At 58.1% G+C, this 23164-nt stretch carries 23 protein-coding genes; 8 read left to right on the top strand and 15 right to left on the bottom strand.

All coding sequences use genetic code 11. The features are described 5' to 3' along the window. Nucleotides 1-150: 150 nt before the first annotated feature. Entirely contained in the window at nt 151-477 is a 327-nt protein-coding gene (locus N434_RS25880; protein ID WP_181424065.1) for a hypothetical protein, read from the bottom strand. Between N434_RS25880 and N434_RS24345 the strand changes: the two genes are divergently transcribed. Then, entirely contained in the window at nt 387-773 is a 387-nt protein-coding gene (locus tag N434_RS24345) for a GFA family protein (protein WP_077768067.1), read from the top strand. The two genes, N434_RS25880 and N434_RS24345, sit on opposite strands and share 91 nt — an antisense overlap. A 97-nt stretch (nt 774-870) precedes the next feature. On the opposite strand, the gene N434_RS24340 is transcribed toward N434_RS24345, so the two are convergent. The 4 genes from N434_RS24340 to N434_RS24325 form a co-directional block, all read right to left on the bottom strand. Further along, the gene (locus tag N434_RS24340; RefSeq protein ID WP_110760651.1) at nt 871-1290 is read right to left on the bottom strand and encodes a type II toxin-antitoxin system VapC family toxin; all 420 of its coding nucleotides are present in this window, start codon (nt 1288-1290) and stop codon (nt 871-873) included. Continuing rightward, nucleotides 1287-1541 carry a FitA-like ribbon-helix-helix domain-containing protein gene (locus N434_RS24335; protein ID WP_110760650.1) on the bottom strand — a complete coding sequence of 85 codons (255 nt, stop codon included), beginning with the start codon at nt 1539-1541 and terminating at the stop codon, nt 1287-1289. The genes N434_RS24340 and N434_RS24335 overlap by 4 nt, the downstream gene beginning before the upstream one ends. A gap of 350 nt (nt 1542-1891) precedes the next feature. Then, nucleotides 1892-2542 (bottom strand): Vgb family protein, encoded by a 651-nt coding sequence (locus N434_RS24330; protein WP_110760649.1) that lies wholly within the window; start codon nt 2540-2542, stop codon nt 1892-1894. Nucleotides 2543-2551: 9 nt separating this feature from the next. Beyond that, complete coding sequence (locus tag N434_RS24325; RefSeq protein ID WP_110760648.1) at nt 2552-3772, bottom strand: winged helix-turn-helix domain-containing protein; 1221 nt, start codon at nt 3770-3772, stop codon at nt 2552-2554. A 115-nt stretch (nt 3773-3887) separates the two neighbouring features. Here N434_RS24325 and N434_RS24320 point away from each other — a divergent pair, with 115 nt between their 5' ends. Genes N434_RS24320 through N434_RS24310 form a run of 3 tightly spaced genes read left to right on the top strand, consistent with a single transcriptional unit; the run spans nt 3888 to nt 5125 of the window. Further along, nucleotides 3888-4166 (top strand): hypothetical protein, encoded by a 279-nt coding sequence (locus N434_RS24320; protein ID WP_236771847.1) that lies wholly within the window; start codon nt 3888-3890, stop codon nt 4164-4166. A gap of 2 nt (nt 4167-4168) precedes the next feature. Next, nucleotides 4169-4861 carry a DUF899 domain-containing protein gene (locus tag N434_RS24315; RefSeq protein WP_110760647.1) on the top strand — a complete coding sequence of 231 codons (693 nt, stop codon included), beginning with the start codon at nt 4169-4171 and terminating at the stop codon, nt 4859-4861. A 54-nt stretch (nt 4862-4915) separates the two neighbouring features. Further along, complete coding sequence (locus tag N434_RS24310; RefSeq protein WP_110760646.1) at nt 4916-5125, top strand: MFS transporter; 210 nt, start codon at nt 4916-4918, stop codon at nt 5123-5125. A 458-nt stretch (nt 5126-5583) separates the two neighbouring features. Here the strand turns inward: N434_RS24310 and N434_RS24300 are convergent, their stop codons facing one another. The 7 genes from N434_RS24300 to N434_RS24270 all read right to left on the bottom strand — a co-directional run bounded on the left by N434_RS24300 (nt 5584) and on the right by N434_RS24270 (nt 15225). Beyond that, nucleotides 5584-6501 carry a nucleoside hydrolase gene (locus tag N434_RS24300; RefSeq protein WP_065116685.1) on the bottom strand — a complete coding sequence of 306 codons (918 nt, stop codon included), beginning with the start codon at nt 6499-6501 and terminating at the stop codon, nt 5584-5586. 8 nt (nt 6502-6509) lie between these two features. Further along, nucleotides 6510-7568, bottom strand: coding sequence for an ABC transporter ATP-binding protein (locus tag N434_RS24295; protein WP_286172394.1), 1059 nt, complete (start codon nt 7566-7568; stop codon nt 6510-6512). A 49-nt stretch (nt 7569-7617) separates the two neighbouring features. Further along, nucleotides 7618-9351, bottom strand: a complete 1734-nt coding sequence (locus tag N434_RS24290; protein WP_110760643.1) for an ABC transporter permease subunit — start codon at nt 9349-9351, stop codon at nt 7618-7620. 120 nt (nt 9352-9471) lie between these two features. Further along, nucleotides 9472-10542 carry an ABC transporter substrate-binding protein gene (locus N434_RS24285; RefSeq protein ID WP_065116687.1) on the bottom strand — a complete coding sequence of 357 codons (1071 nt, stop codon included), beginning with the start codon at nt 10540-10542 and terminating at the stop codon, nt 9472-9474. Between the two features lie 63 nt (nt 10543-10605). Continuing rightward, nucleotides 10606-11811, bottom strand: coding sequence for an acetylornithine deacetylase (gene argE, locus N434_RS24280; protein WP_110760642.1), 1206 nt, complete (start codon nt 11809-11811; stop codon nt 10606-10608). Then, the gene (locus N434_RS24275) at nt 11808-14150 is read right to left on the bottom strand and encodes a glycoside hydrolase family 3 C-terminal domain-containing protein (RefSeq protein ID WP_110760641.1); all 2343 of its coding nucleotides are present in this window, start codon (nt 14148-14150) and stop codon (nt 11808-11810) included. The genes argE and N434_RS24275 overlap by 4 nt, the downstream gene beginning before the upstream one ends. 121 nt (nt 14151-14271) lie before the next feature. Continuing rightward, nucleotides 14272-15225, bottom strand: a complete 954-nt coding sequence (locus tag N434_RS24270; RefSeq protein WP_110760640.1) for a LysR family transcriptional regulator — start codon at nt 15223-15225, stop codon at nt 14272-14274. Nucleotides 15226-15508: 283 nt separating this feature from the next. Between N434_RS24270 and N434_RS24265 the strand changes: the two genes are divergently transcribed. The 3 genes from N434_RS24265 to N434_RS24255 all read left to right on the top strand — a co-directional run bounded on the left by N434_RS24265 (nt 15509) and on the right by N434_RS24255 (nt 17977). Next, nucleotides 15509-16759 carry a flavin-containing monooxygenase gene (locus tag N434_RS24265; RefSeq protein WP_065116691.1) on the top strand — a complete coding sequence of 417 codons (1251 nt, stop codon included), beginning with the start codon at nt 15509-15511 and terminating at the stop codon, nt 16757-16759. 57 nt (nt 16760-16816) lie between these two features. Continuing rightward, on the top strand, nt 16817-17230 hold the full coding sequence (locus N434_RS24260) for a RidA family protein (protein ID WP_065116692.1): 414 nt from the start codon (nt 16817-16819) through the stop codon (nt 17228-17230). A gap of 69 nt (nt 17231-17299) precedes the next feature. After that, nucleotides 17300-17977 (top strand): DUF1028 domain-containing protein, encoded by a 678-nt coding sequence (locus N434_RS24255; RefSeq protein WP_065116712.1) that lies wholly within the window; start codon nt 17300-17302, stop codon nt 17975-17977. A 245-nt stretch (nt 17978-18222) separates the two neighbouring features. On the opposite strand, the gene N434_RS24250 is transcribed toward N434_RS24255, so the two are convergent. Further along, nucleotides 18223-18636, bottom strand: a complete 414-nt coding sequence (locus tag N434_RS24250; protein ID WP_110760639.1) for a winged helix-turn-helix transcriptional regulator — start codon at nt 18634-18636, stop codon at nt 18223-18225. Between the two features lie 89 nt (nt 18637-18725). Between N434_RS24250 and N434_RS24245 the strand changes: the two genes are divergently transcribed. After that, nucleotides 18726-19613: an NmrA/HSCARG family protein gene (locus N434_RS24245; protein WP_110760638.1), complete on the top strand. Its 888-nt coding sequence runs from the start codon at nt 18726-18728 to the stop codon at nt 19611-19613. Between the two features lie 331 nt (nt 19614-19944). Here N434_RS24245 and N434_RS24240 read toward each other — a convergent pair whose 3' ends face one another. Then, nucleotides 19945-21894 carry a MacB family efflux pump subunit gene (locus N434_RS24240; RefSeq protein WP_110760637.1) on the bottom strand — a complete coding sequence of 650 codons (1950 nt, stop codon included), beginning with the start codon at nt 21892-21894 and terminating at the stop codon, nt 19945-19947. 8 nt (nt 21895-21902) lie between these two features. Then, nucleotides 21903-23096, bottom strand: a complete 1194-nt coding sequence (locus tag N434_RS24235; protein WP_110760636.1) for an efflux RND transporter periplasmic adaptor subunit — start codon at nt 23094-23096, stop codon at nt 21903-21905. Nucleotides 23097-23164: the final 68 nt, after the last annotated feature.

The raw sequence follows: 23164 nt of genomic DNA, 5'->3' as shown, positions 1-23164 counted from the left end.
CGCGCTGAGATAGAACAATTCTCTCCCGCCGGGGTAGTTGACCGAAAGGCTCCCACCCTCGTCCGTGCCACGCACCCTGTGTGGTCGCTTATATGGTATCGCCGTATCGCGCCCGCGGTGGGCGGCTCGCTCCAGCGATAAAGCCGGTAACTACACTGGCAACGGAGGGGTATAGGATATCACGAGGATGATCATGATCGGTACGACCTTGCGAATGTCGATAGCGAAGTGGCTACCCCAGGATTCCATGGAATAAGCAATGGCTGAAATCATCAGTGAAGTTCCATATTGATCCCAAATGTCAAATTGATCAAAGCTTGCCGCTCCGATATCGTCGTCGTCATCGCGCATATTCAGAATCGAAAAATTTGGAAATTGGGAGCAACATTGTGCGCCTGGCCCATTGCTCATGTCATCAGCTAACAGTGGTAACAAACGGCGAACCCCATAAGATATCCGTTTGTCACTGTCGCGCATGCCAACATCGTACCGGTTCAGCATTCGGTGTCGCAGTGTTTTATGCTGCCGATCAAATCAAAGCGTCGGGGAAGCACCAAACCTATATACGACCCGGCGATAGCGGGAAGAGCCTAGAGTTCCGTTTTTGCCCCGCTTGTGGATCAACTGTCTACTGGATACCGGAATTTCGGCCTAACCTCGTCGCCATCGCCTTGGGCTGTTTTGAAGACCCAGATGCTATGGAACCAACTCAGAGCGTGTATGAAGCGACCCGCCATACATGGGTTTCTCTATCTTTTCGAGATTCTGGATAGAGATGAAGGCCGAATGCTTCAGCACAGGCTTTCAGGAGGTTACATACAATTGCAGCTGAAGGGATCCGAACTCACGACACCTATATGCACACCATCGTTATCTGAACCAGGGATTGATCACCTCCAGCCCTGCAGCCTCGAAAGGACTAATGTCGCGCGTTGCGACCACTAGGGCGTTTGCTGCCGCCGTGGCCGCAATGTAACCATCAGCCGTGCCAATCGCTTTCCCAGATACTCGAGCGCGTGCCATCAGTTCGGAATAAAACCGAGAAGCAGCCAGATCGAAGGAAAGGATGCGCTCGGAAAAGTGGAGCGGCACTTCGCCTTCAAGGCGGCCGCGGAGGATAGTTTGCCGTTTCCCTGAAGGCATAGCAGCAATCCCGAAACGAAGTTCAGTAATCGTTATTGTCGAGAGGAAAAGCGTTTCTATAGCTTGGGCGTCCAACCAGGCGATTACCGCCTCATCAGGAACCGGTTTCCAAGGTTCGGATATAACGTTGGTGCCCAGCAAGATCATTTGAAGGTCATCGGTTCAGCAGGTGTCTTGTCGCGACTTTTCTGCAGGGCATCAACGTCGCTGTCGGAAAGCTCGGCGGCGCGATCAATGGCCATCAGCAAGGAGCCAAGCTTGACACGTTCAGGAGGACGAACAGCCACTTCAATAATGTCACGGATATCAGCCTCGGTGCTCCGCCCATGATGAGTCGCTAGTACCCGCAGAGCACGATGTGTTTCATCAGAAAGGTTTCGAATAGTGACTGCTGGCATTGATATCACCTCTACAGAAATGATGGCTTTGATATCAAACTATGCAGAATGACGATCATTGCCATGACCGCTTCTGGCGCTGAGCATTCTTACGGCTCCCGACGGGATGTCAGCTATTCAATGCACTGCCGCCACCCGAAACCTGCCATTTGATCGGCACCACGAAACGGCAGAGCCGCGACGGGTGCGGACTGTCGGCGACCCGGAAGGCAGTACATGTAATTGCCCTGAGCCGGCAGCCTCGTTCGGGCTGACGCTGCAAAGCGACAACCACTTTCACGCAGGCCGACGGTTACCGCCGAGACGGCCATCGAATAAAGATCGCACAAATCGGCGAATTGCTTCTTGTTTCACATTGAGGTTTCAGATCGCTTTGGTCTGCGTATTGCGCGAACTTTGGGGCTATCGCCAGCCCCGCAGAAAAACCGGCCGCGTCCGTCGGACTCAAGCCCCGAAACTGCCATTTCCGCCGGCATATCCAACCGCTCCAGCACTTCACCGGTCGAAGGATCGATGCGGCGGACATCGCTTTGGTCGTTCTCCCACGTACCGTGCCAGAGCTCGCCGTCGACCCACGTGACCCCAGTAACGAAGCGATCGGTTTCGATCGTGCGTAGCACCTTCCCCGTCTCAGGATCGATTTGATGGATTTTGCGGCCGTAATGTTGCCCAACCCAGAGCGAACCTTCAGCCCAGGCAAGGCCGGAATCGCCTCCATTGCCCGGGGCGGGAATCGTGGCGAGCACCTCGCCGGTCTTTGGATCGACCTTCCGAATCACCGCTTCTGCAATCTGGAACAGGTACTCGCCGTCGAATGCCGTGCCGGCATCGGCGGCAATATTGAGCGAGGTCAGCACGTCCCCACTCTCCGGATCAAACGCGTCCAGTTTTGCGCCTGTCGCCATCCAGACACGGCGGCCGTCAAAGCTGACCCCATGGACGTGATCCACTCCGGGAAAAGGGCCATATTCACGGATAATTTCGGCGGCTGTGTGTTTCATGCCCTCATCCTAGCCTAAAACGCCAACGGCTGGGAGTAACAAGCTTGTCGGGAAACCCGGAACGCTCGTCGCAATCCAGCGACGGGCGCGTCCGTGACCGAACCATTCCACCTTGTCATTTTTCGCAAGAGTATCGAGCGCCCGCTGCACCGTGCGCGGGCTGACGTCGAGCGCAAGCGCAAGCGCGGAGCTGGACCAGGCTTCGCCATCGGCGAGAAGCGCCAGCACGTCGCCATGCGCGTCTTCGACCGGGGGCACAAGCACCCCGACCGCGCCGGCGCCATGTGGCTCCAATACGAACCCCTGCTCGGTGGCACGTATCTCCGCCAAGGGCCTGATTGCCTCGCGCAGACGCCCGATCTCAACCCGCAGCCGAGCGCGATGCGATTCATCTGCTTCCCGTGCACGAAAGGCGCGGACGAGAAGCTCCTTTCGCGTGACATCTTCCGGCCAGGCCTCACCGAGCACGCGCATGAGCGCGAACAGGACCGGACGACTGGCGAGAAAGACCATGGTTTTATTGACTCGCACGACGTTCCGGCACAGATCGATGATGAGCGCCCCCGATGCAATGAGCGCCTCGACCTCCTCGAGCCGAAGAAGCCGTTGTCCATTGCGCACGACCAGCCGCACGGCAGGCACTTCGAAGGCCCGCACGGCTCTATCGACCTCGGCTTTCAATGCAGCATTGCCGACGGCGGCTGCGGCGATTTCTGCGCGATCGAGCGCATCATGAGCCGGCTTCGCGCGTATGCGGCGCATCGCGATGCCCGCGACCACCAACTCGTAGCCTACCCGCGATGTCATCGGCAACGCACCAGCATCGAAGCCGTCCAGAACCCGCTCCGCCTCGTCGAGACGGCCGATCAACAGCAAGCGCCTTGCTTCGAGATAGCCGGCATGCGCGGCGTTCGCGAAGTCTCCCGATGCCTCCAGCGTGGACCGGGCGGCGGCGAGCCCCTCCATGGGACGGCCAAGGTCGCGCAGGACCAACGCGATCTCTGCCTCCGCGACGTTGCATCGCGCACGGGCCATAGGCTCCCGGTTGCCGAAAGCGCGCGCCGCGCTTCCCAGCAGTTCCTTCGCGCGCGCAAGATCGCCGAGTTGCGACATGGCAATGCCGCGCAGGGCGAGTGCAGGAGCATCGTCACGTAAGGCGATGCGCTTGAGCGCTGCAAGCGGATCACCCGCCGCAAGTGCCCGCGCCGCGAAGGTCATCAGAGAGTCCATTCAAATCCCGTCACACTTGTTACTCACATTCTCCCGCCGTTCGGACATAGATTTTTGTCAGGTTAAGCGTCGCGGGACGGAATGTCGAACCTCAAAAGGGAACCCAGAAATGACAATGTCCAAACCGACAAGAAAACGCTCTTCGGACACCCTGCGATCAAGCGATGTGATAGGCTGGCTCGTTCTTGCAGCTTCGCCAACCTTCGCGTCGATGGCCTGGATTTCGGCGAACGACATGCAGGCGAGCATCTGCGCATCCCCACCCGAAATGCTGCCCATCAGCGGCATGGCCTTCATGTACCTGTTGATGAGCCTCTTTCACCTGTCGCCCTGGCTGAAGCTCGCTTCCGCTTACTGGCGGCAATATCCATCCCCTAAAACCCGAGGAGACTGACAATGAACCACAAAATCGTTTCAGCCAAAGACTGGCTCACCGCCCGGCGGGATTTTCTGAAAGCGGAGAAAGAGCTTAGTCGACACAGGGACGAGATCGCCCAAAAGCGGCTGGCGCTGCCATGGGTACGGATCGAGAAGGAATATGTGTTCGATACGCTAGATGGTCCACGAACGCTTGCCGATCTTTTCGATGGCCGATCGCAGCTTCTGGTGCAGCATTTCATGTTCGCGCCGGGATGGAAGGAGGGTTGCCCGAGCTGTTCTTTCATGGCCGATCATACCGATGGCATGAACAATCATCTTTCGCATCACGACGTTACCATGATCGCCATATCGCGCGCACCGCTCGCCGACCTCGAGCGTTATCGTAAGCGGATGGGCTGGCAGTTCAAATGGGTGTCGTCCTTCGGAAATGACTTCAATCACGATTTCCGTGTCAGCTTCACACCTGGCGAAGTCGCGTCCGGCAAGATCGACTACAATTTCGGAGAGTGGCCGGAGCTCGGCGAGGAATGGCCGGGCATCAGCGCCTTCTACAAGGACGACACCGGCCAGGTCTTCCGCACCTACTCCACCTATGGGCGCGGCGTCGAGGCGATGATGGGTACCTATCAGCTGCTCGATCTCGCTCCGAAGGGGCGCAATGAAGCTGAAGGAATGGACTGGGTGCGCCGACACGATCGGTACGAATAGCAGTCCCTACGTTTACCTATGCAATTGCCGCGAGCGGTCATTGGCGAGGATATAATGTCCGAAACAGGTTCAAGGAAAAGCCCTTGGTCGATATCGACATGGCTGTCGGTCGTCTCGCTGATCTTCGGCAGCTTTGCCCTGATCAGCAGCGAATTGCTGCCCATGGCAATGCTCACGCCAATGACCGCCTATCTCGGCGTCTCGGAAGGCGCGGTCGGTCAGGCGGTGCCCCTTACAGCTCTACTTCCCTATATCCAGCGCTGACAATAGCACTCGTCATCCCCCGCCTAGATCGCAAGTTGATCCATCTGGCCCTCTGCGTTCCGGTTGTCGATAGCGGCTAGGCACAGTCAAGTTCCGGCGGGGGCGGCTTAGGCCGCTCTCCAACTGCTACGTTCCTCGAAGCGGAACAAGTCCTGCTCTTGAAAGGCTTCAAACCATCGGCCCGTGAATTCCGCCAGATGAAGCGCCGAGGATTTGGACAAAATATCCGTCTCTAAAGAGAGTCCTGAAAGGAATGACTGTGATCCCTTCACATCGAGGACTCTCTGCCGTTTGTCGCACAAGTCTCTCGCCGGGACGGAAATCCGTACGGACTCGATCGGCAGTCTCGGCAGCTTGATGTCCCAAGACCCGTAGACGACTGCCGACCGGTCAATATCTTGTGAGCTTTGCCAGAGCTGATGTCGAGCACGGCACACGTAGCTTCCAACGCTCTCCATCTAACCTTCTTGAACAGCATCGACGAATAGTTTTCTAAACTCTTCCGCATCGACACCAGTAACCAATGTGCAATTGGGTAGGCGGCCCGCAAGATGTCGCTCACTTACGGCGGCGATCACCTGGCCCGCAGCAGGCCCGCTATCGGTATAAATGGAGATGTGCGACTGCACGGTATCGAACATGTCCGGCTTCAGCAGCCAGGCGATTGCGGCTGGATCATGCAGGCACGGATCCTTCGAACCGTAATTGATCAGTAGATGCGCCGCTTCGTTGGCAACGGGCGTATCGATGGCCTTCACCTGCTCAATCATGTCGGTGGTAACGGTTGCCTGACGCGTGACATCCAGACCAAGCATGGTAATCGGGATCCCGCTGTCGAAGACGATCGCGGCCGCATGGGGATCGACCGTAAAATTGAACTCGGCCAGCGGCGTGGTGTTGCCGGGACAAAATGCGGCACCACCCATGATGGTGATGGCACTGACAAAATCGGGAAGTTCCGGGTCGAGAAGAAGCGCAAGCGCCAGATTGGTCAGCGGCCCGGTAGCACAGATGTGCAGCTTGCCCTCAGCCCTGGCGATCCGCGATATCTCATTGGCGGCATGGCCCGTAGCAACAGGTGTCACCGGCGCCGGTAGTGTGCTGCCGGCGAGCCCGTCGGAGCCGTGCATGATCGAGACACGACCACGCGATGCCATGATGGGACGAGCCGCGCCCGAATAAACCGGGATATCCTGCCGGCCACAAAGCTCAAGAATACGCCGTGCGTTTGAGACAACCGGCTCAAGCCCAACATTGCCCGCAACACATGTCACGGCAACCATCTCCAGTGCATCAGGTCGCCCGAGTGCCAGAAGCATGGCCAGTGCGTCATCTGCACCCGGATCGCAATCGTAGAGGAAACGCAAAGCTGTCATGATGAGAATTAGTCCCTGTCAACGAGAAGCCGGGCGGATTGCGGTGCCCACCCGAAACGGACGGTCGAACCAACTGCGACGTCTCCGGCCTGAGCCGGGGCGCGAGCGATGATTTCCTGCTTTCCGGCATCGATAATGACGCGCAACTCCGACCCGCCATAAACAGTTTCGCGCACACGGCCTTCACAGAAACCTTCGCCAAGCGTAATGGCCTCTGGCCGGACAACCAAGGCAGCCTTTGTTCCATCCGCAGGTGCCTCACCCGCAATTGGTAAAGTCCCGATCGCGGTTTCAAGGGCGCCTGCCTTCACCGTACCGCGAATGATCGACGAAACGCCGATAAAGTCTGCAACAAACAGGTTTTCGGGCTCATCATACATTTGCCGCGGCGTACCGAGCTGGGCGATCTTGCCGTTATTCATCAGGCAGATGCGATCGGAAAGCGCCAGAGCTTCCTGCTGGTCGTGAGTGACGAAAATGATTGTCGCGCCCGTTTCACGGTGAATACGCTTGATTTCGATCTGCATCACTTCGCGGAGTTTCGCATCAAGGGCGCCAAGCGGTTCATCCATGAGAATGATCGCGGGATCGTAGACGAGGCAGCGGGCAAGTGCGACACGTTGCTGCTGACCGCCGGAAAGCTGCGAGGGGGAGCGATCGGCCGCGTGGGCAAGCCCCACGGTTTCCAGTGCCCTGCCAACCTTTGCATCGATTTCGGCCTTTGGAAGGCTTCGCATCTTCAGCGCAAAGCCAACATTTTCAGCGACCGCCATATGCGGAAACAGGGCGTAGTTCTGGAAAACGACTCCAATGTCGCGTTTGTTGACCGGTGCATGGGTCTGATCCTTGCCGTCAATGATGACGTTGCCGTAGGTCGGGTCCTGCAGGCCGCAGATGAGCTGCAGCAGCGTGGTCTTGCCGGATCCCGAAGGCCCCAGCAGTGTGAGGAGCTCACCCTTGCGCACCTCGAGATCGACGTGATCGAGTGCGATGGTCCGGCCGTAAAGTTTTGCAAGGCCCTGGACCTGAAGCTTGATTTCGGGCGTGTTGGCAGAGGCGGCTGACATGTCGAATGTGTTTCCTATGGTCATGATGGGAGAGGCAGCGTCGCGCATGTCAGCGCGGCCTTGCCTTTTCGGCGATGACGAAAAGTACGGTCACCACCGCCACGATGAAGACCGAGGCTGCTGCCAGGGTCGGGGAAATGCTGAGAATGATATCGTCCCACATCTGTTTGGGCAGCGTCTGCTTGACGCCCGCGCCAACGAACAGGGCGATGGTGAGTTCCTCGAAGGAATGCAGAAGGCCGAAAAGGAAAGCGGCAACTGCACCACCTTTGACGATAGGAAGAAGCACCAGACGGATCTGCTGAAACCGACTGGCTCCAAGCGTTGCTGCGGCCTGCAAAAGACGCCAGTCAACACTGCGAAAAGTCGTCAGCAAGATGACGAACACCACCGGCATCGCCGAAAGCGTATGGCCAAGGATGATCCCCGTGTCTGTCGCAATAAGCCCGACCTTGGCCAGAACGTAGAACAGCGAAACGCCAATGACGATATTTGGAACGACCATCGGCAACATGAATGAGAGGAAAATCAAGCCGCCAGCCTTGCGCTGCGTGCGGGCAAGACCGTAAGCCGCCATACCCGATATGATCGTTGCAAGAATACCGGTAACGATCGCAATAACCGCCGAGCGCGTGGTAGCCCCCATCCACTGATCGGAACTCATATAGGCCTGGAACCAACGAAGGGAGAAGCTTTTTGGTGGGAACTCCAGGAAAGTCGAACCGGAAAATGCCATCGGTGGAAATGCAAGCACGGGCACAATCATCACTGCAATGACCAACCAGACAAAGATCGTAAATGCGCCGCGACCAAGACGGGTAGGCAGAAGGCGTGCAACGAAATCGCTGACGTTAGCCCCGACCTCGATGATCGCACCGCCGATTGTTCCGATCACACCGCCACGCCTGTCTGCGGCACCGTTACCCGATACGGCAGACATCCCGAAAAAGCGATCATAAACGGCAATCGTGATGAGGGTAACCGCGAGAAGCAGTGCCGCCAGTGCGCCGGCGAGCCGCATGTTGAAAAGCTTCTGGACCTGAGTGATCATCATCTGGCCGATCACCGTTTCATTCGGTGAGCCGAGCAGAGCTGGCGTAATGAAGAAACCCAGACCCATGACGAAGATCAACAAGCCCGCGGCCGCAACACCCGGCATGGAGAGAGGCAGGAAAATGCGCCAGAACGACTGGCTCCGGCTTGCGCCCATCGTCATCGCCGCCGGCATAAGCCGCCCGTCTATCGACAGCATCGTCGGCAACATGGTGAGAATGGCAATTGGCAACATCGCATGCGCCATGCCGAAAACAACAGCGCCACGACCGTAAAGCAGGTTGAGTTCGGTATCAAAACCCATGCCGGTCAACATCTGTGCGACGATACCCTTTCGGGCAAGAAGCACGATCCAGGCGAAGTTTTTGAGAAGCGGGCTTACCCAGAACGGCAAAAGAACGAGCCACATGGCCATGCGCCGCCGATATTCCGGCATATCTGCAAGCCACACGGCAATCGGGTAGCCAACCAGAAGGCAGACAATGGTCACCTGCGCAGAAATTGCAAATGTGTTGGCGAGAACTTTTACGTAAACGCCCGCCGAAAACATCTGTTCGTAGACCGTCAGATCGAAGGCACCTGTCTTCGGATTGACGAAAGATTGCCAGATGAGCGCGCCGGCAGGCAGGATCAGCAACAGCGCCATGTAAGCAAGCCCCGGCGTGGAAAGCCAGAGGCTGTCGAGCCTGAGGCGCTGCCGAGAAAATGTGTTGGCGGAAAGGTCAGCCATGGTGGTCCCGTTCGTTGAAATGGCCCGTTCCGCATATCACAGAACCGGGCCACTCATAGTCAGATTGGGGTCTCGCCAAAAGGCGAAACCCGAGGCTCGGATGGTCTTGTCCGCGAAAAATTAACCCAGGATCCACTGCTCGAAGCGCTGGGTCAACTCGTCCTGGTTCTCGGCCCAATAGGCAGCGTTGAGGACTGTCAGCCCCTTGATGTTTTCCGGCGCTGTCGGCAGGAGCGCAGACTTTTCCGCACTCAGATGCTCATAAGCCTTCATGTTGGTCGGGCCGCAAGCCAGAATGTCCGTGTAGGCGGCCTGACGCTTGGCATCAAGGCACCATTCGATGAACTTGCGGGAGAGGTCAGCCTTCTCGGTATTACCGGCAATCGTCCAGCCGTCGATGTTGAACAGACCGCCGTTCCAGACGATACCCGCCGGGGCGCCTGCGTTGATCGCAGCCTGGGCGCGGGTCGACCAGGTGGACATGAGATCAAGCTCGCCGTCCTTCAGGAGCTGGGTCGCGTGCGCCCCCGACGTCCACCAGATGTTGATGTGCGACTTGATCTTGTCGAGGCTCTTGAAAGCGCGGTCGACGTCGAGCGGGTAAAGCTTGTCGAGCGGTACTCCGTCCGCAAGCAGCGCCATTTCAAGCGTCGTGACCGGGCTGCGCCACAAACCACGGCGACCCTGGAAGGCTTCTGTGTTCCAGAAATCGGCCCAGCTGGTCGGAACGGTTTTTACCGTATCCTTGCGATAGCCCATGGCCAGTGCAAAAATGGCGACGCCAACGAAATCCGTCTCGAATGTATGCGGCGTAAAATCGTCCTTGTTCGCAACCTCAATGTTGAGCGGCAGCATATAATTATCGCCGAGCTGGCGGATACGCAGCACGTGTTCCGGTGTCATCAGGGCAACATCGAACAGCTTCGTATCCGTATCGATTGCCATCTTGTACTGCGGGATAGGATCGGGCTCGTTGGTGTTGGTCTGGATGGTAACACCGGTTTCCGCGGCAAAGGTATCATAGAAAGCAACCTTGAAACCTTCATAGAAGGCACCGCCCATGTCGCGCACGACAAGTGTTTCGCCGGCAAACACGCGGTTACCCTTGAGAAGGACAGGAGCGGCCAGCGCCATGGCTGCAAGCCCCGTCGTCGTCTTCATGAAGCCGCGACGTGATACGTTATTGTTCATTTTACCCTCTGAGTTTGTTTGACCTTCATCAACTACTTTTCCCGTCCGCATGGTTTCGGTAAATTACATTTTTCCGTGCATCTGCTTTGGGACATACGAAGCAAGCGGGCGCCGGCTTGCACAAAACCGAATAACGGCATCCGCCAGCACAGCGTCACAGATATCGAGTTGCGTCTGCTTGATGAATTCATCGGGACGATGCCCCTGATCCATGCTTCCCGGCCCGCAGATCACGACAGGAACATCCAGTGCCTGCGCGAACAATCCGGCTTCGGTTCCGAAACTCACCCGGCAATCCCGGCTTCCTTTCGGCAAGCACGACGCGAAGGCCTGCACAATCGGATGATTTCCATCAATCGAGTGACCCGGATAGTTTCCGGTAATCTCGATATCGATCGCGGCTTCCCTGAAACGCTCCTTGTAGGGTGCAATCGCAGCGGCGGCGACTTTGCGTATCTGCTCAGCCAAAGCGAGAGGATCGTCCGCAGCCATCATCCTGCACTCCATCAGAAGCTCGGCATGATCCGGTACGAGATTGACCGCAGTGCCACCGGACAATTTCCCAACGTGAACCGTGGCGTATGGCACCGAATAACCCTGCTCACGCGGGCCGCGAGCCGCGATGTCGTCCTGCAATCGGCGCAGGCCAACGATGAAATCAGCCGCGATGTGTAATGCATTCAGTGCCAGCGGCGCCTCGGCCGAATGGCGGGGAACCCCGGTAACCTCGACCTGGAAAGCCATCTTGCCCTTGTGACCAAGGCCTAGCTGCATCGATGTCGGCTCCCCGACCACGATCAGATCGGGCAGGATATCCCGTGCGGCGATCTCCTCGAGCATCGGCCTTACGCCGACACAGCCAATCTCTTCGTCGTAGGAAATAGCCAGCCAAAGAGGGGCCGCAAGGCTCTTCGCGTCAATCGTTTCCACAAGCGCCAGCGTCGACGCGACGAAGCCCTTCATGTCCGTTGTGCCGCGTCCGTAGAGCTTGCCGTCTTTTTGAGTGACGGCGAAGGGCGGAACGGTCCAGTCCTGCCCAACCACCGGAACCACGTCGACATGGCCGGATAACATCAGACCACCCGGCACATCCGGCCCCAGCCGGGCCAGAAGCGCTGCCTTCAACCCGGTGTCATCATAAAATCGGTCACACACAGCACCGGCATTCGACAGCGCTGTCTCAATCTCGTCGATCAGCGGAAGATTGGTGTCCGAACTGACCGTCGGATGAGCGACCAGCCTTGCCAGCCAATCCAGCGTCGATGTCACAGTTTCGCCTCCGCAGCATCCATCGCCGCGTTGATCTCAGCAATCAGACCAGCAACCTCGGCCTCAGGAATGGAAAGGCGAAGACGCCGTTCAAGCGACGTGAAGATACCAAAAAACGAGTTCGAGCAATGGTTGAGCATGCGCATTGCGTCCTCCGCAGAGATATTGCAACGGCTCGTCAGATAGGCGCAGATATGTTCGCAAGCGATTGCGTTCGGAAGCACATAGGCAGGCTGGGTGTCGTAGGCAATCCGGCGGAACGGCAGGACCGAGGGCTTGATCGTCAGACCGGCAGAAAGCTTCGGATCGCGCGAGGATGCGCCAACGATGATCCGTGCTTCAACTCCTTCAAGCACCCAACGCCCGAGCGCCGGGTCCCAGACGGCCAGGTCCGAACCCTTGATGTTGATTTCAACACGCTCGCTCGCGCCTGGCGCCAGCACCGGCTTGGCGAAACCCTTGAGTTCCTGCAACGAACGCTTCAATCGCTTTCCCGGAGCCTGCAGATAAAGCTGCGCGACTTCTCCACCGGCGCGGTCGCCGGTATTGGTAACGGTGAAAGCAACGGTAATCTCATCCTTGAGACCGATGCTGGAAGCGGAGACGGTCAGATCGGAATAGGCAAACGTCGTGTAGCTCAGGCCGTGACCGAACGGGAAAAGCGGCTCCACCTCACGCAGGTCGTAGGCACGATAACCGACATGAATGCCTTCACCATAAACATGACGACCGTTTTCACCCGGATAATGCAGGAAGCCTGGAACGTCCGAGAGACGCTTGGGAAAAGTAACCGACAGCTTGCCGGACGGATTGACCTTGCCGCTCAGAATATCTGCAACCGCACCACCCATCGCCTGGCCGGAATAAAAAGTGACGAGCACGGCATTCACCTGGTCGATCCACGGCATTTCAACCGCATCCGGGCACGCAATCACCACAGCCACGTTCTTTGAAACCGCTGCAAGAGCAGCAATCATTTCGTCCTGGCCTGGACCGAGAGCAAGTGTCGTTCTGTCAGAGCCTTCTCCGTCATAAGCTCCTTCCGTCGAGGTATAGACGAGAACCAGATCCGCCTTGCCTGCCATTGCGAGGGTATCCGCGTCAGCTTCTTCACGGAATGTCAGTGTGTGCGATACACCAAGGGCCTTCTGCAATTCGTCCAATGGCTGATCGACCATCGTCGGGATGGTGGTTGCACAACCAGAGCCCTGGATGACAGGTGTCCCGGCATCGCGGCCAACAACAAGGATGGTTTTCATGTCGGGGTTGACCGGCAGGGCACCGTTGTTGCGCACAAGCACCATCGAGGCAGCAGCCATTGCACGGGCTTCGGCATGATGCTCCTCAGCCGTATAGACAGGTACGGGAGCCTTTGCTCCCTCGTTGCAAAGCTCGATCAGCTCGAGCATGCGCCGGCAAGAAAGGTCGGCAACATCAGCCGAAACAGCTCCACTATCGAGTGCGGCGAGAAGGTCGGCCTTGCGGCGCGGGCTTTCCGGCATGTCGAGATCACCGCCAGCGACCAGCGATACTGCGCGATCCTTGATGCCATGCCAGTCGGAAACCACGACACCTTCAAAACCCCATTCCTTGCGAAGAACCTGATCGAGAAGCCAGGGGTCCTGGGATGCCTGGACACCATTCAGACGGTTATAGGAGGACATGATTGTCCAGGGCTTCGATTGCTTGATCGCGATCTCGAAACCCTTGAGATAAATTTCCCGAAGAGCCCGTTCCTCGACGACACTGTCCATCGTTGTGCGTTCGACTTCGGAATTGTTGCAGGCAAAGTGCTTGAGCGATGTGCCGACACCTTGCGACTGGATTCCTTCGATGACGGCTGCCGAAAGCTTGCCTGTAACCAGCGGGTCTTCCGAATAATACTCATAGGACCGGCCAGCAAGGGGCGTGCGGCGCAGGTTGATGCCGGGCCCAAGCAGCAGATGCACGCCCATTGCACGGCATTCCTTGCCAAGGAGCTCTCCCAACCGTTGCATCAGGACTTCATCCCAGCTGTTGCCCATGGCAGAGCCGTTAGGAAAACAGGTTGCGGGCTTCATCTCGCCCCACGCAATAGCAACATCGCTGGCGCGCTGGTTCACGACCGAAAGAAAAGCATCGAGATCCATTCCACCACGCTCGTCACTATCGATCTGCGGAATCGAGTAGCGTACGCCGTAGGTGCCATCCGTCATCACGATCGGCTTGATCCCGTAAGCCGGGACAGCCGCAGTCTTCCACATACCGAAACCGGAGAGGAGATCGACCTTTTCTTGATTGGTCATCGCCTCGACCACTGATGGGATTGTCTGGTGTGCGGACTGGCTTTTGTCTAGCATGCTGGGCTCCGTAATGCGGCAATCACCGAACTGACAGTGCGGTGTTTGGCGCGCACACTGTCAGCCAGCGACAAAAAAACAAAATAAGATATTCGGAACTGGTGCTTTGAAAAAAACGAGCCTAGCTCTGGTCCGTGCGGCGGAGGTTGAGGATCGGCGCCTCCATACCCGGCACATAATTGTCGGAAATCAGATTGCGGCAATGGTCCTCAAAGGTACGGACAAGGCGGGTAGATACCTGCTGGCCTATGCGTATCAGACCAATGCGCATGGGTTTATGTTCCCCCGACAGACGAAGGCCGACAAGTCGCTTTCCATCCAATGCAGCCTTGTTCTTCGGACGGACATTGGCAAGGGTGTAGCCATAACGATTGCCCACCATCGTGCGGATGACCTCCTGATGCTGGATCTGCGCGACGATGTTGGGCGTGGCACCGGCAGCGGCAAACAAACCCAGGAAATAGTCCCGCGAAAGCGGCAGATCGAGCAGGATGAACTCGTGTTCCTCAAGCTCGGAAAGCGAAATTGCCGAGCGCTGTGCCAGTGGATCCGTTTCCGCGACCTGCACATAAGGGGGCAATTCCGCAAGCGGTGTAAACTCGAAACCTTCCGGAACGAGAAGGTCATAGGAGAGCGCGATATCGAGCTCGGCACGCTCAAGCCGCGTCAGCAAGGTTCGGTGATCTGCAACCGTCGGCCTGACAGTGACGCTTGGATAGGCCGTCTTGAAGCTCTGGCTCACCTCCGGCAGCAACATCGGCGCGAAGGTCAAGAGGCATCCAAGCGACAGTGTCCCGCGGATCTGTTCGGTCGCCTCGGAGGCAGCGGTATAGAGGTTCTGAACCTGTTCTATCACGGCTTTTGCCTGCAGTAAAAGCTTTTGCCCAGCCGGTGTCAACGACAACCCCTGGGCATGACGGCGCAGGAAAAGCTGGGTGTTGAGCTCGATTTCCAACTGGGAGATAGCTGTCGAAATGGATGGCTGCGACACGTGGATGCGGTCCGACGCCAGAGTTATCGAACCGGCCTCGGCCGTTGCAATAAAGTATTCGAGCTGACGCAAGGTGAAACGCATTTGAGGCCCTGATGCCAAGTGGCGCACCGAGAGCGCGACCATATGCCCGCTCCCAGACGGCGGACTATCGAGGTGAATTTATTATGTGCCGTTTGCCAAAATGTAAATGTTCTGCTGGCCCTGCAACCGTTCATCACATGAACGGCGGAGCAAGACGCTGCTTTCGCCAATCCTAACCAGTGCTGCAGCAAATCGTAATTTTCCGAATGCAAACCGTTCGCTAGAGCGGAACGATAGCTGACGCCAAGCGGTGGGTTGCGGCAAAACAGAAAAGGGCGAATGCATGTCAGTCGAGAAGATCCATACACTGGTTGTCGGAGCCGGCCAGGCCGGTGTGGCCATGAGCGAACATCTAAGCCGCAACGGTGTCGACTATCTCGTGCTGGAGCGCGGTCGCATCGCGGAACGCTGGCGCTCGATGCGCTGGGATTCACTGGTCGCCAATGGCCCCGCATGGCATGACCGTTTTCCAGGCATGGATTTTCCAGGTCACCCGGATACATTCGTTCCCAAGGACGGTGTGGCAGACTATTTTGAAGCCTATGCAGGCCTGCACAAGGCACCGATCCGGTGTGGTGTCGACGTCGTCAATGTGGAACGTCTGGAAGACCGTCCAGGCTTCCGCGTCGAAACCTCTGATGGCGTGATCGAAGCCCTTAACGTCGTCGCCGCCACCGGTCCGTTTCAAAAACCCTCCATTCCCCCGATCGTCCCCGACGATGCTGGCGTAACGCAGATGCATTCGAGCGACTATCGCAATCCGGCCCAACTCGCCGAAGGCGCGGTTCTGGTGGTCGGCGCAGGGTCATCCGGCGTCCAGATCGCCGAGGAACTGATGCTCGCAGGACGCAAGGTCTATCTTTCGGTCGGCCCGCATGACCGCCCTCCCCGCTCCTATCGTGGCCGCGACTTCGTCTGGTGGCTTGGTGTCCTCGGGAAATGGGACGCGCAGGCTCAGACCCCGGGCTCGGAGCACGTCACCATCGCCGTCAGCGGTGCTCGCGGTGGAAACACCATTGATTTCCGGCGACTGGCCGGGCAGGGCATGATGCTTGCCGGCATGACGGGAGCTTATCGTGACGGATCGCTGTCATTTGCAGACGACCTTGGCCGCAATCTTGATCGCGGCGACCAGAATTATCTGTCACTGCTCGATGAGGCGGATGCCTTTGTTGCCCGCAACGGCCTCGACCTGCCTCGGGAGCCCGACGCACGTATCCTCGGACCGCAGGTTGACTGTGTGACCAACCCGCTGCGCGAGCTTGATCTGCGCGCAGCAAACGTGACGACGATAATCTGGGCAACGGGCTTCACATCGGACTACAGCTGGCTTCGGGTCAATGCGTTCGACGACGTTGGCCGCCCGAAACACCAGCGTGGGGTCAGCCCCGAAAAGGGCATCTATTTTCTCGGTCTTCCCTGGCTGTCCGGCCGCGGCTCCAGTTTCATCTGGGGTGTATGGCACGATGCCAAGTATGTGGCCGACCACATAGCCATTCAGGACAATTATCTGGCGTACAAGCCGCAGGATTGAATCCCAAGGCGCAGCAGACAACCAGCCCATTGCACGAACAATCCCATGGAGACGAGAATGGCACATACGCGCATTCGCAAGTTCAACACCAAAGAAACCTATCCGGAGCAGAACCTCGACAACGATCTCTGCCAGGCCGTCGTCGCCCGCGGCACGACGATTTTCCTGCGCGGCCAATGCCCGCAGGATCTCGATACCGCCAAGAACATCGATAGCCATGATCCGGTCGAGCAGACGCACAAGGTCATGCAGAACATTCGCCAACTCGTTCAGGAAAGCGGTGGCCAGATGGAGCATGTCACCAAACTTGTCGTCTATCTCACCGACGTCCGCCACCGAGAGGCCGTCTACCGGACCATGGGCGAGTACATCAAGGGCGTTTACCCCGTCTGCACGGGGCTTGTCGTGGTGGCACTCGCGAGGCCCGAATGGCTTGTCGAGATCGACGCCACGGCCGTCATCCCTGACTGATACCAGATACGCTTCGGCAGATGCCGGCCGGCAGAAGCGTGGCCGGCCGTCCCAAGGATGGAGTTTCCCATGACCTTCTCAATCGTCGCGCGCTGCGAAACGACAGGCCAGTTCGGCGTCGCAATTTCATCTTCATCCCCTGCTGTTGCAGCCCGATGCGCCTGGGCCGAGGCCGGCATAGGAGCAGTCGCGACTCAGAATGTCACCAATCCGGCTCTTGGACCACGAATGCTTGCTGCGCTGAAAGACGGCGCCAGTGCTGCGGATGCGGTTGTAACAGCCCGGCAGAGTGATGGTTTTCCCGGCTACCGCCAGTTGCTGGCAGTGGATGCATCGGGCGCTACCGCCATTCATTCCGGCGAAAATGCGCTTGGAATATGGACCTCTGTAACCGGCAATCAGTGTGTGGCGGCGGGAAACCTGCTGGCAAACGATGGTGTACCGAAAGCAATGATCGAAACGTTCGAGACAACGTCGGGCACCTTGGGAGACCGGCTGGTTGCAGCGCTCAAGGCAGCCGTTGATGCGGGGGGCGAAGCCGGTCCCGTGCGTTCAGCCGGCTTACTCATCGTTGACAAACAGCCTTGGCCGTATGCCGAATTGCGGATCGACTGGCTGGACGAAGGTTGCCCGATTGCAGCGGTGGCCCGGGCATGGAATGTCTACCAGTCGCAGGCGCAGGACTATGTAACACGTGCTCTGGATCCACGAGCGGCCCCCTCCTATGGAGTCCCGGGTGATGAGTAGTTACTAGTCTTCCGCTTTGAAGGGGATTCGAACCAATGACATTGTCATCACAAAACTCCAGCAGCGGAAGTTTCGTAGACGAGCCAATAACTTGGCCACGTTCGAATAGCTGATTTAGGCCCGCGAGCAGATTGTGCAATCCTGGAAGCCGGGGATGAAATATCTGCTGAGGAAAGCGAGCGTAGCCGGGCGCTGCTAACCTGAACCGACATCTGACCTTGTCAGCCAATTTCGGTCACTTGGATTTACAACTCTCCCTGGTCGTAGGCGCGCCGGCGCTCTCTGATGGTGTCCAGATTGTCATGGACCCAGAAGTTGAATCCCTCAAGGGCGTGTAAGGCTCCGTGACCTATATCCGTCAGCTCATACTCAACACGTGGTGGCACTTCGGGGAAATAGTGGCGTATAACGAATCCCTCGCGTTCGAGATTACGCAGCGTGAGCGTCAGCATGCGCTGAGTGATTTCACGGACCTCTTTTCTCAATGCAGAAAAGCGGAGCCGATAATCCTTAGCGAGAGAAAGGCGCCAAAGAACCGGCACAGTCCATTTGTCACTTAGCAGGCTGCAAACCCCGTTTGACGGTATGGGTCTGAATTGCCTGTCGTTCTCTGATCTGCGCGGTGTGTTGGCATCGATCTGTTTATCCAAGGGTATCATCCTTGTGCCTGATGCTGAAAAATGTGCCGTCTTCCGGCAGAATTACATTCATATATATAGACAGCCCTTGTTTAACGCGAGGGTTTCAAGTGACCAATGGCAAGCACCCCATTCTGGTTTTCGGCGCTACCGGAAGACAGGGAGGATCTGTCGCCAGAGCCTTGTTGAAGGCGGGATGGCCTGTACGCGCACTCGTTCTGGATTCCAGCAAAGCTGCATCTCTGCAATTGCGCAATGCAGGCATCGAGCTTGTGCAGGGTTCATTTGAAGAGACCAATGTAATCCGCACGGCGATGAAAGACGCTTACGGTGTCTTTAGCGTACTGCCAGCCAGCTTGGCTGCCGAAGACGAAGTCCGTCATGGTATATCGATTGCGGATATCGCTGCCGAAACAGGCATCAACCATTTTGTTTATTCGTCAGGCGCCAGCGTGGGGAATGAACTGACAGGCGTTCCGCGTTTCGACGCCAAGCCTCGTATCGAAGTGCATATTCGACAGCTCGACATGACTACGACCATCATCCGGCCGATGATTTTCATGGAAATGCTGGTGCGACCTGGCTTCGGTCTGGATGAGGGCCGGCTGGTGTCCCTGATCCGACCCGACCATTCCATTCAGCTTACCGCCGTGGAAGACATCGGCAGGTTTGTCGCTGCCGTGTTTGCCAACAAGCCCCGCTTTGGCGGCACAAGACTTAAGGTCGCGAGCGACCGCTTGACCGGACATGAACTTGAGGTCGCCTTCAGCGAAGTGGCCGGCCGGCCGATAACTTACGAACGGTTTCCAGACGCCGTTCTCGCTGCAAACGCTGATCTCGCGCATATGGCAAAGAGTCTGATAGACGGGCCGCTCGCCGAGCAGGTCGATCTGAAACTCATGCGCGAAATCAACCCCGACCTGCTGACTTTCAGATCCTGGCTTGCGGGCGATGGGCGCAGGTTGTTAGATGCAGCCATGTCAGCATCAGTCTCGTGACATTACGCGAGATTCAATAATAACAACCGGAAGTAACGGGGACAGGATTGCAAGGCCGCTTTCGACCTCATTGCCATCGTTACCTGCCCATAGCCGGGTGCCCTAAAGCCAACATGGCAAACATTGTTGCGCCAATTGAGTCTCAGCCTGTCTGAATATACGGCGGCTCCATAAAAACCGTTAATGCACCGCCCTTGAGATTGCATTTAAACGCGCTCAACATCGGATTGCCTTGTTTGAGCTGCTCCGCCCTCGAGTTTGCCCTTTGCGATCATATCTACGTTGGACACGAATATCGTTGCATCGCAACCAAGCAGGCGTTTGCGGTTCATCAGTCACGCGCCAGGGCTTCGATCGGGTCCAGCTTTGCCGCATTGCGGGCGGGAAGGAAGCCGAAGACGATTCCGATCAGGGTTGAACAGGCGAAGGCCACCATGATGGAGCCCGAAGAGAAGATCATTTTGAAATCGGGGCTCAAAAAATTGAAAAGAGCGCTGATCCCGAGGGCGAGCATCACTCCCATGAAGCCGCCGACAAGACAGACCATGACGGCCTCGATCAGGAACTGGGAAAGGATGTCGCTGCGGCGCGCGCCGACAGCCACACGAACGCCGATCTCCTTGGTGCGTTCGGTCACGGAGACCAGCATGATATTCATCACACCGATGCCGCCGACAATCAGCGAGATCACGGCGACTGACGAAATCAGCAACGTCAGGGTTTGCGTGGTGGTCTCGATAGTCTCGCGAATGGTCGCCGAGTTGGTGAGGAAGAAGTCTTTCGCGCCATGCCGACGCTCGATAAGACGCGAAACTGCGGCCTCGACATTGCCCGGGTCGACATCGTCTCTGATACGGACCGTTATACCGTCGACGTTCGGACGACCCAGCATGCGGCCCATGACGGTTGTGTAGGGCGCATAAACGGTCAACGTATCAACCGCCGGACCGAAGGAGTTTTCCCGTTTCGTCACACCTACGACCCTCGCCGGCATTGTGCCCAGAAGGATGACCTGCCCCACCGGGTTAACCCGGTCTGGAAACAGGTCTCGCGCGGCATTTGCATCAATCACCACGTTCTGGCTGTAGGCGATAACATCCTGGGCGTCGAACAATTGTCCATGCGCCAGCTCAAGACCCCGTACACGAAAGAAGTCGGCGCCAACTCCGGTGACTGACGCATTGACGGCCACGGCGGCGCGCTTGACAGTTACGCTTGTCGTGACGGCTGGTGTCACGCTGTCGACATAGGGCTGGTTCACCAGCGCTTCTGCATCGGCGGGAACCAGCGTCCGTATCTTGCCCGCTTCCAGATCGCCGAAGCCTTTACCGGCCCGCACCTCGATCGTGTTGGTGCCGAGCGAACTGATACTGCTCAGGATTTGTTGCTGCGAACCGGCTCCCAGTGCCGAGATAGCCGCCACCGAGGCGATACCGATGATGATGCCGAGCATGGTCAGAAGCGAGCGCATCTTGTGCGCCCATATTGCCGCGCCCGCCATGCGAAAGGCCTCAGTCATCCGGTCAATTGCACCCCGCCAGCCAGCGCCCGGCGCGTGCTCGCGGATGGGACGGGCCGTCGCGGCGGATTTGGATATATTGCGCTCGTCGGAAATGATAACGCCGTCGCTGATCTCGACAACCCGATCCGCGTGTTCGGCGATCTTCTTGTCGTGAGTGACGAGGATGATGGTATGCCCTTCGGCATGAAGCTCGCGCAGGATCTTCATGACTTCGGCGCCACTGTGCGTATCCAGCGCTCCGGTTGGTTCGTCGGCCAGAATTATCTCGCCGCCATTCATCAGGGCGCGGGCGATCGACACCCGCTGCTGCTGGCCGCCCGAGAGCTTGCCCGGGATATTGCCCGTCCGCTCGGCGAGGCCCAGCCGGGTCAACAAGGAGATCGCTCGCTTGTGCCGGTCGGATCGGCTGCGCCCGGCATAGATGGCCGGCACCTCGACGTTACTGGCCGCGCTGAGATCGCCAAGCAGATGATAGCGCTGGAAGATGAAACCAAAACGCTCACGGCGTAGTGCCGCCAGTTCGTCCACGGACATCTTCGAGGTCTCGCGCCCTTCGATCCAGTAGCTGCCGTCCGTCGGACGATCGAGGCAGCCAAGAATGTTCATCAGCGTCGACTTGCCGGAGCCAGAAGCACCGATGATGGCCATCATCTCGCCGGCCTCGATGTCGAGGTCGATGTCTTTCAGCACCCGCACCATCTCGTCGCCTGCGGGGAAAGCGCGGGATACCCCACGTACGCGGATCAGTGATTCCGTCATAACGCGCCCTATCGCTTCGCCGCGGCCAGTTGAGCCTGGCCATCCGTGCGTTCGTCCGTGGATGCTCCCAGGACGATGGTCTCGCCGGCCTGAAGACCGCTAAGGATCTGGATGTCCGCGCCGTTATCGACACCGACCTGGACCTGCCGGATCTGGACCTCGCCCACCGCGTCCAGTATGCGCACACGCGCCGTATCGCCGGCCCGGGGCGCCCCTTCCACTGCACTGAGCGGAACCAGCACGGCGCCGCTGACGCGGCTCAAGACGATGGACACCTGCGCCGTCATGGAGGGCCGCAGGACCCCGTCCGCATTCGCCACGTCGATCAGCCCGGTGTAATAGACCGCGCCGTTGGTTGAGCCAATCCGGCTCGCGGCGGCGTTGCTCTCGTTGGCGATGGAGGCTGGGGCCGGTTCCACCTGTCGCAACTCCCCATCGAAACGGCGCTTCGGATCGCCAAGAATGCTGAACCAGACCGGAAGGCCCCGCCGCACACGCACGACGTCAGCCTCGGAGATATCCGCGCGCACCGTCATTGTGTCCAACCGTGCGATCATGACGATGGTCGGCGCGGTCTGCAGGGCATTCACGGTTTGACCCTCGTCAGTGACGATCGCAACCACTGTGCCGGCGATTGGGGCAGTGATGCGGGTATAGTCCAGTTCTATACCCGCAGACTCCAGCGCGACCTGCGCTTGGGCGACCTGAGCGTCCAGCGACTGAACCTCAGCCCGCGCGGTGTCTCGCATCGCAACCGCGGCGTCATACTGGGCGCGCGGCGTGGAACCACCTGCCAGCAGGTCACGCTCGCGCTCGAAATCCTTCTCGGCTTTCACCAGACCGGCGCTGCGCGCGGCGTGAACGGCGCGGATGTTGGCCAAAGCGGCCTCGCGGTCCCGCAAGGTGTTGCGCCGGGTCTGGGAATCGATCTCGGCCACCAATTGGCCAGCCTCGACGATGTCACCGATCTTGACAGCCAGGTGCTCAATGCGACCCGAGGCCTGGGCGCCGACGCGCACCAGCTCGAGCGGTTCGAGAACCCCGGTCGCCAGCACCACCTCTTCAATGTCACCCGTTCGCGCCTGCGCCGTCACCAGTTCAAGCTTTGCCGGCGGACGCAGAAACAGCAGCCAGACGCCCAGCAGACCGACAAGGGTTGCCGCCCCCAGGATCAAACGCTTGCGGGTAATGTGTCGTGTCATCTAGTCGTGGCCCATGCTATTGAAATTTGCGGGCTTTCTCTGTCACGAGAGTTACCTGAAAATTACGG

This window comes from Rhizobium sp. UGM030330-04, from assembly GCF_003208455.1.
GTDB lineage: Bacteria > Pseudomonadota > Alphaproteobacteria > Rhizobiales > Rhizobiaceae > Agrobacterium > Agrobacterium rhizogenes_A.
This window is presented reverse-complemented; position numbering and strand designations above follow the sequence as displayed.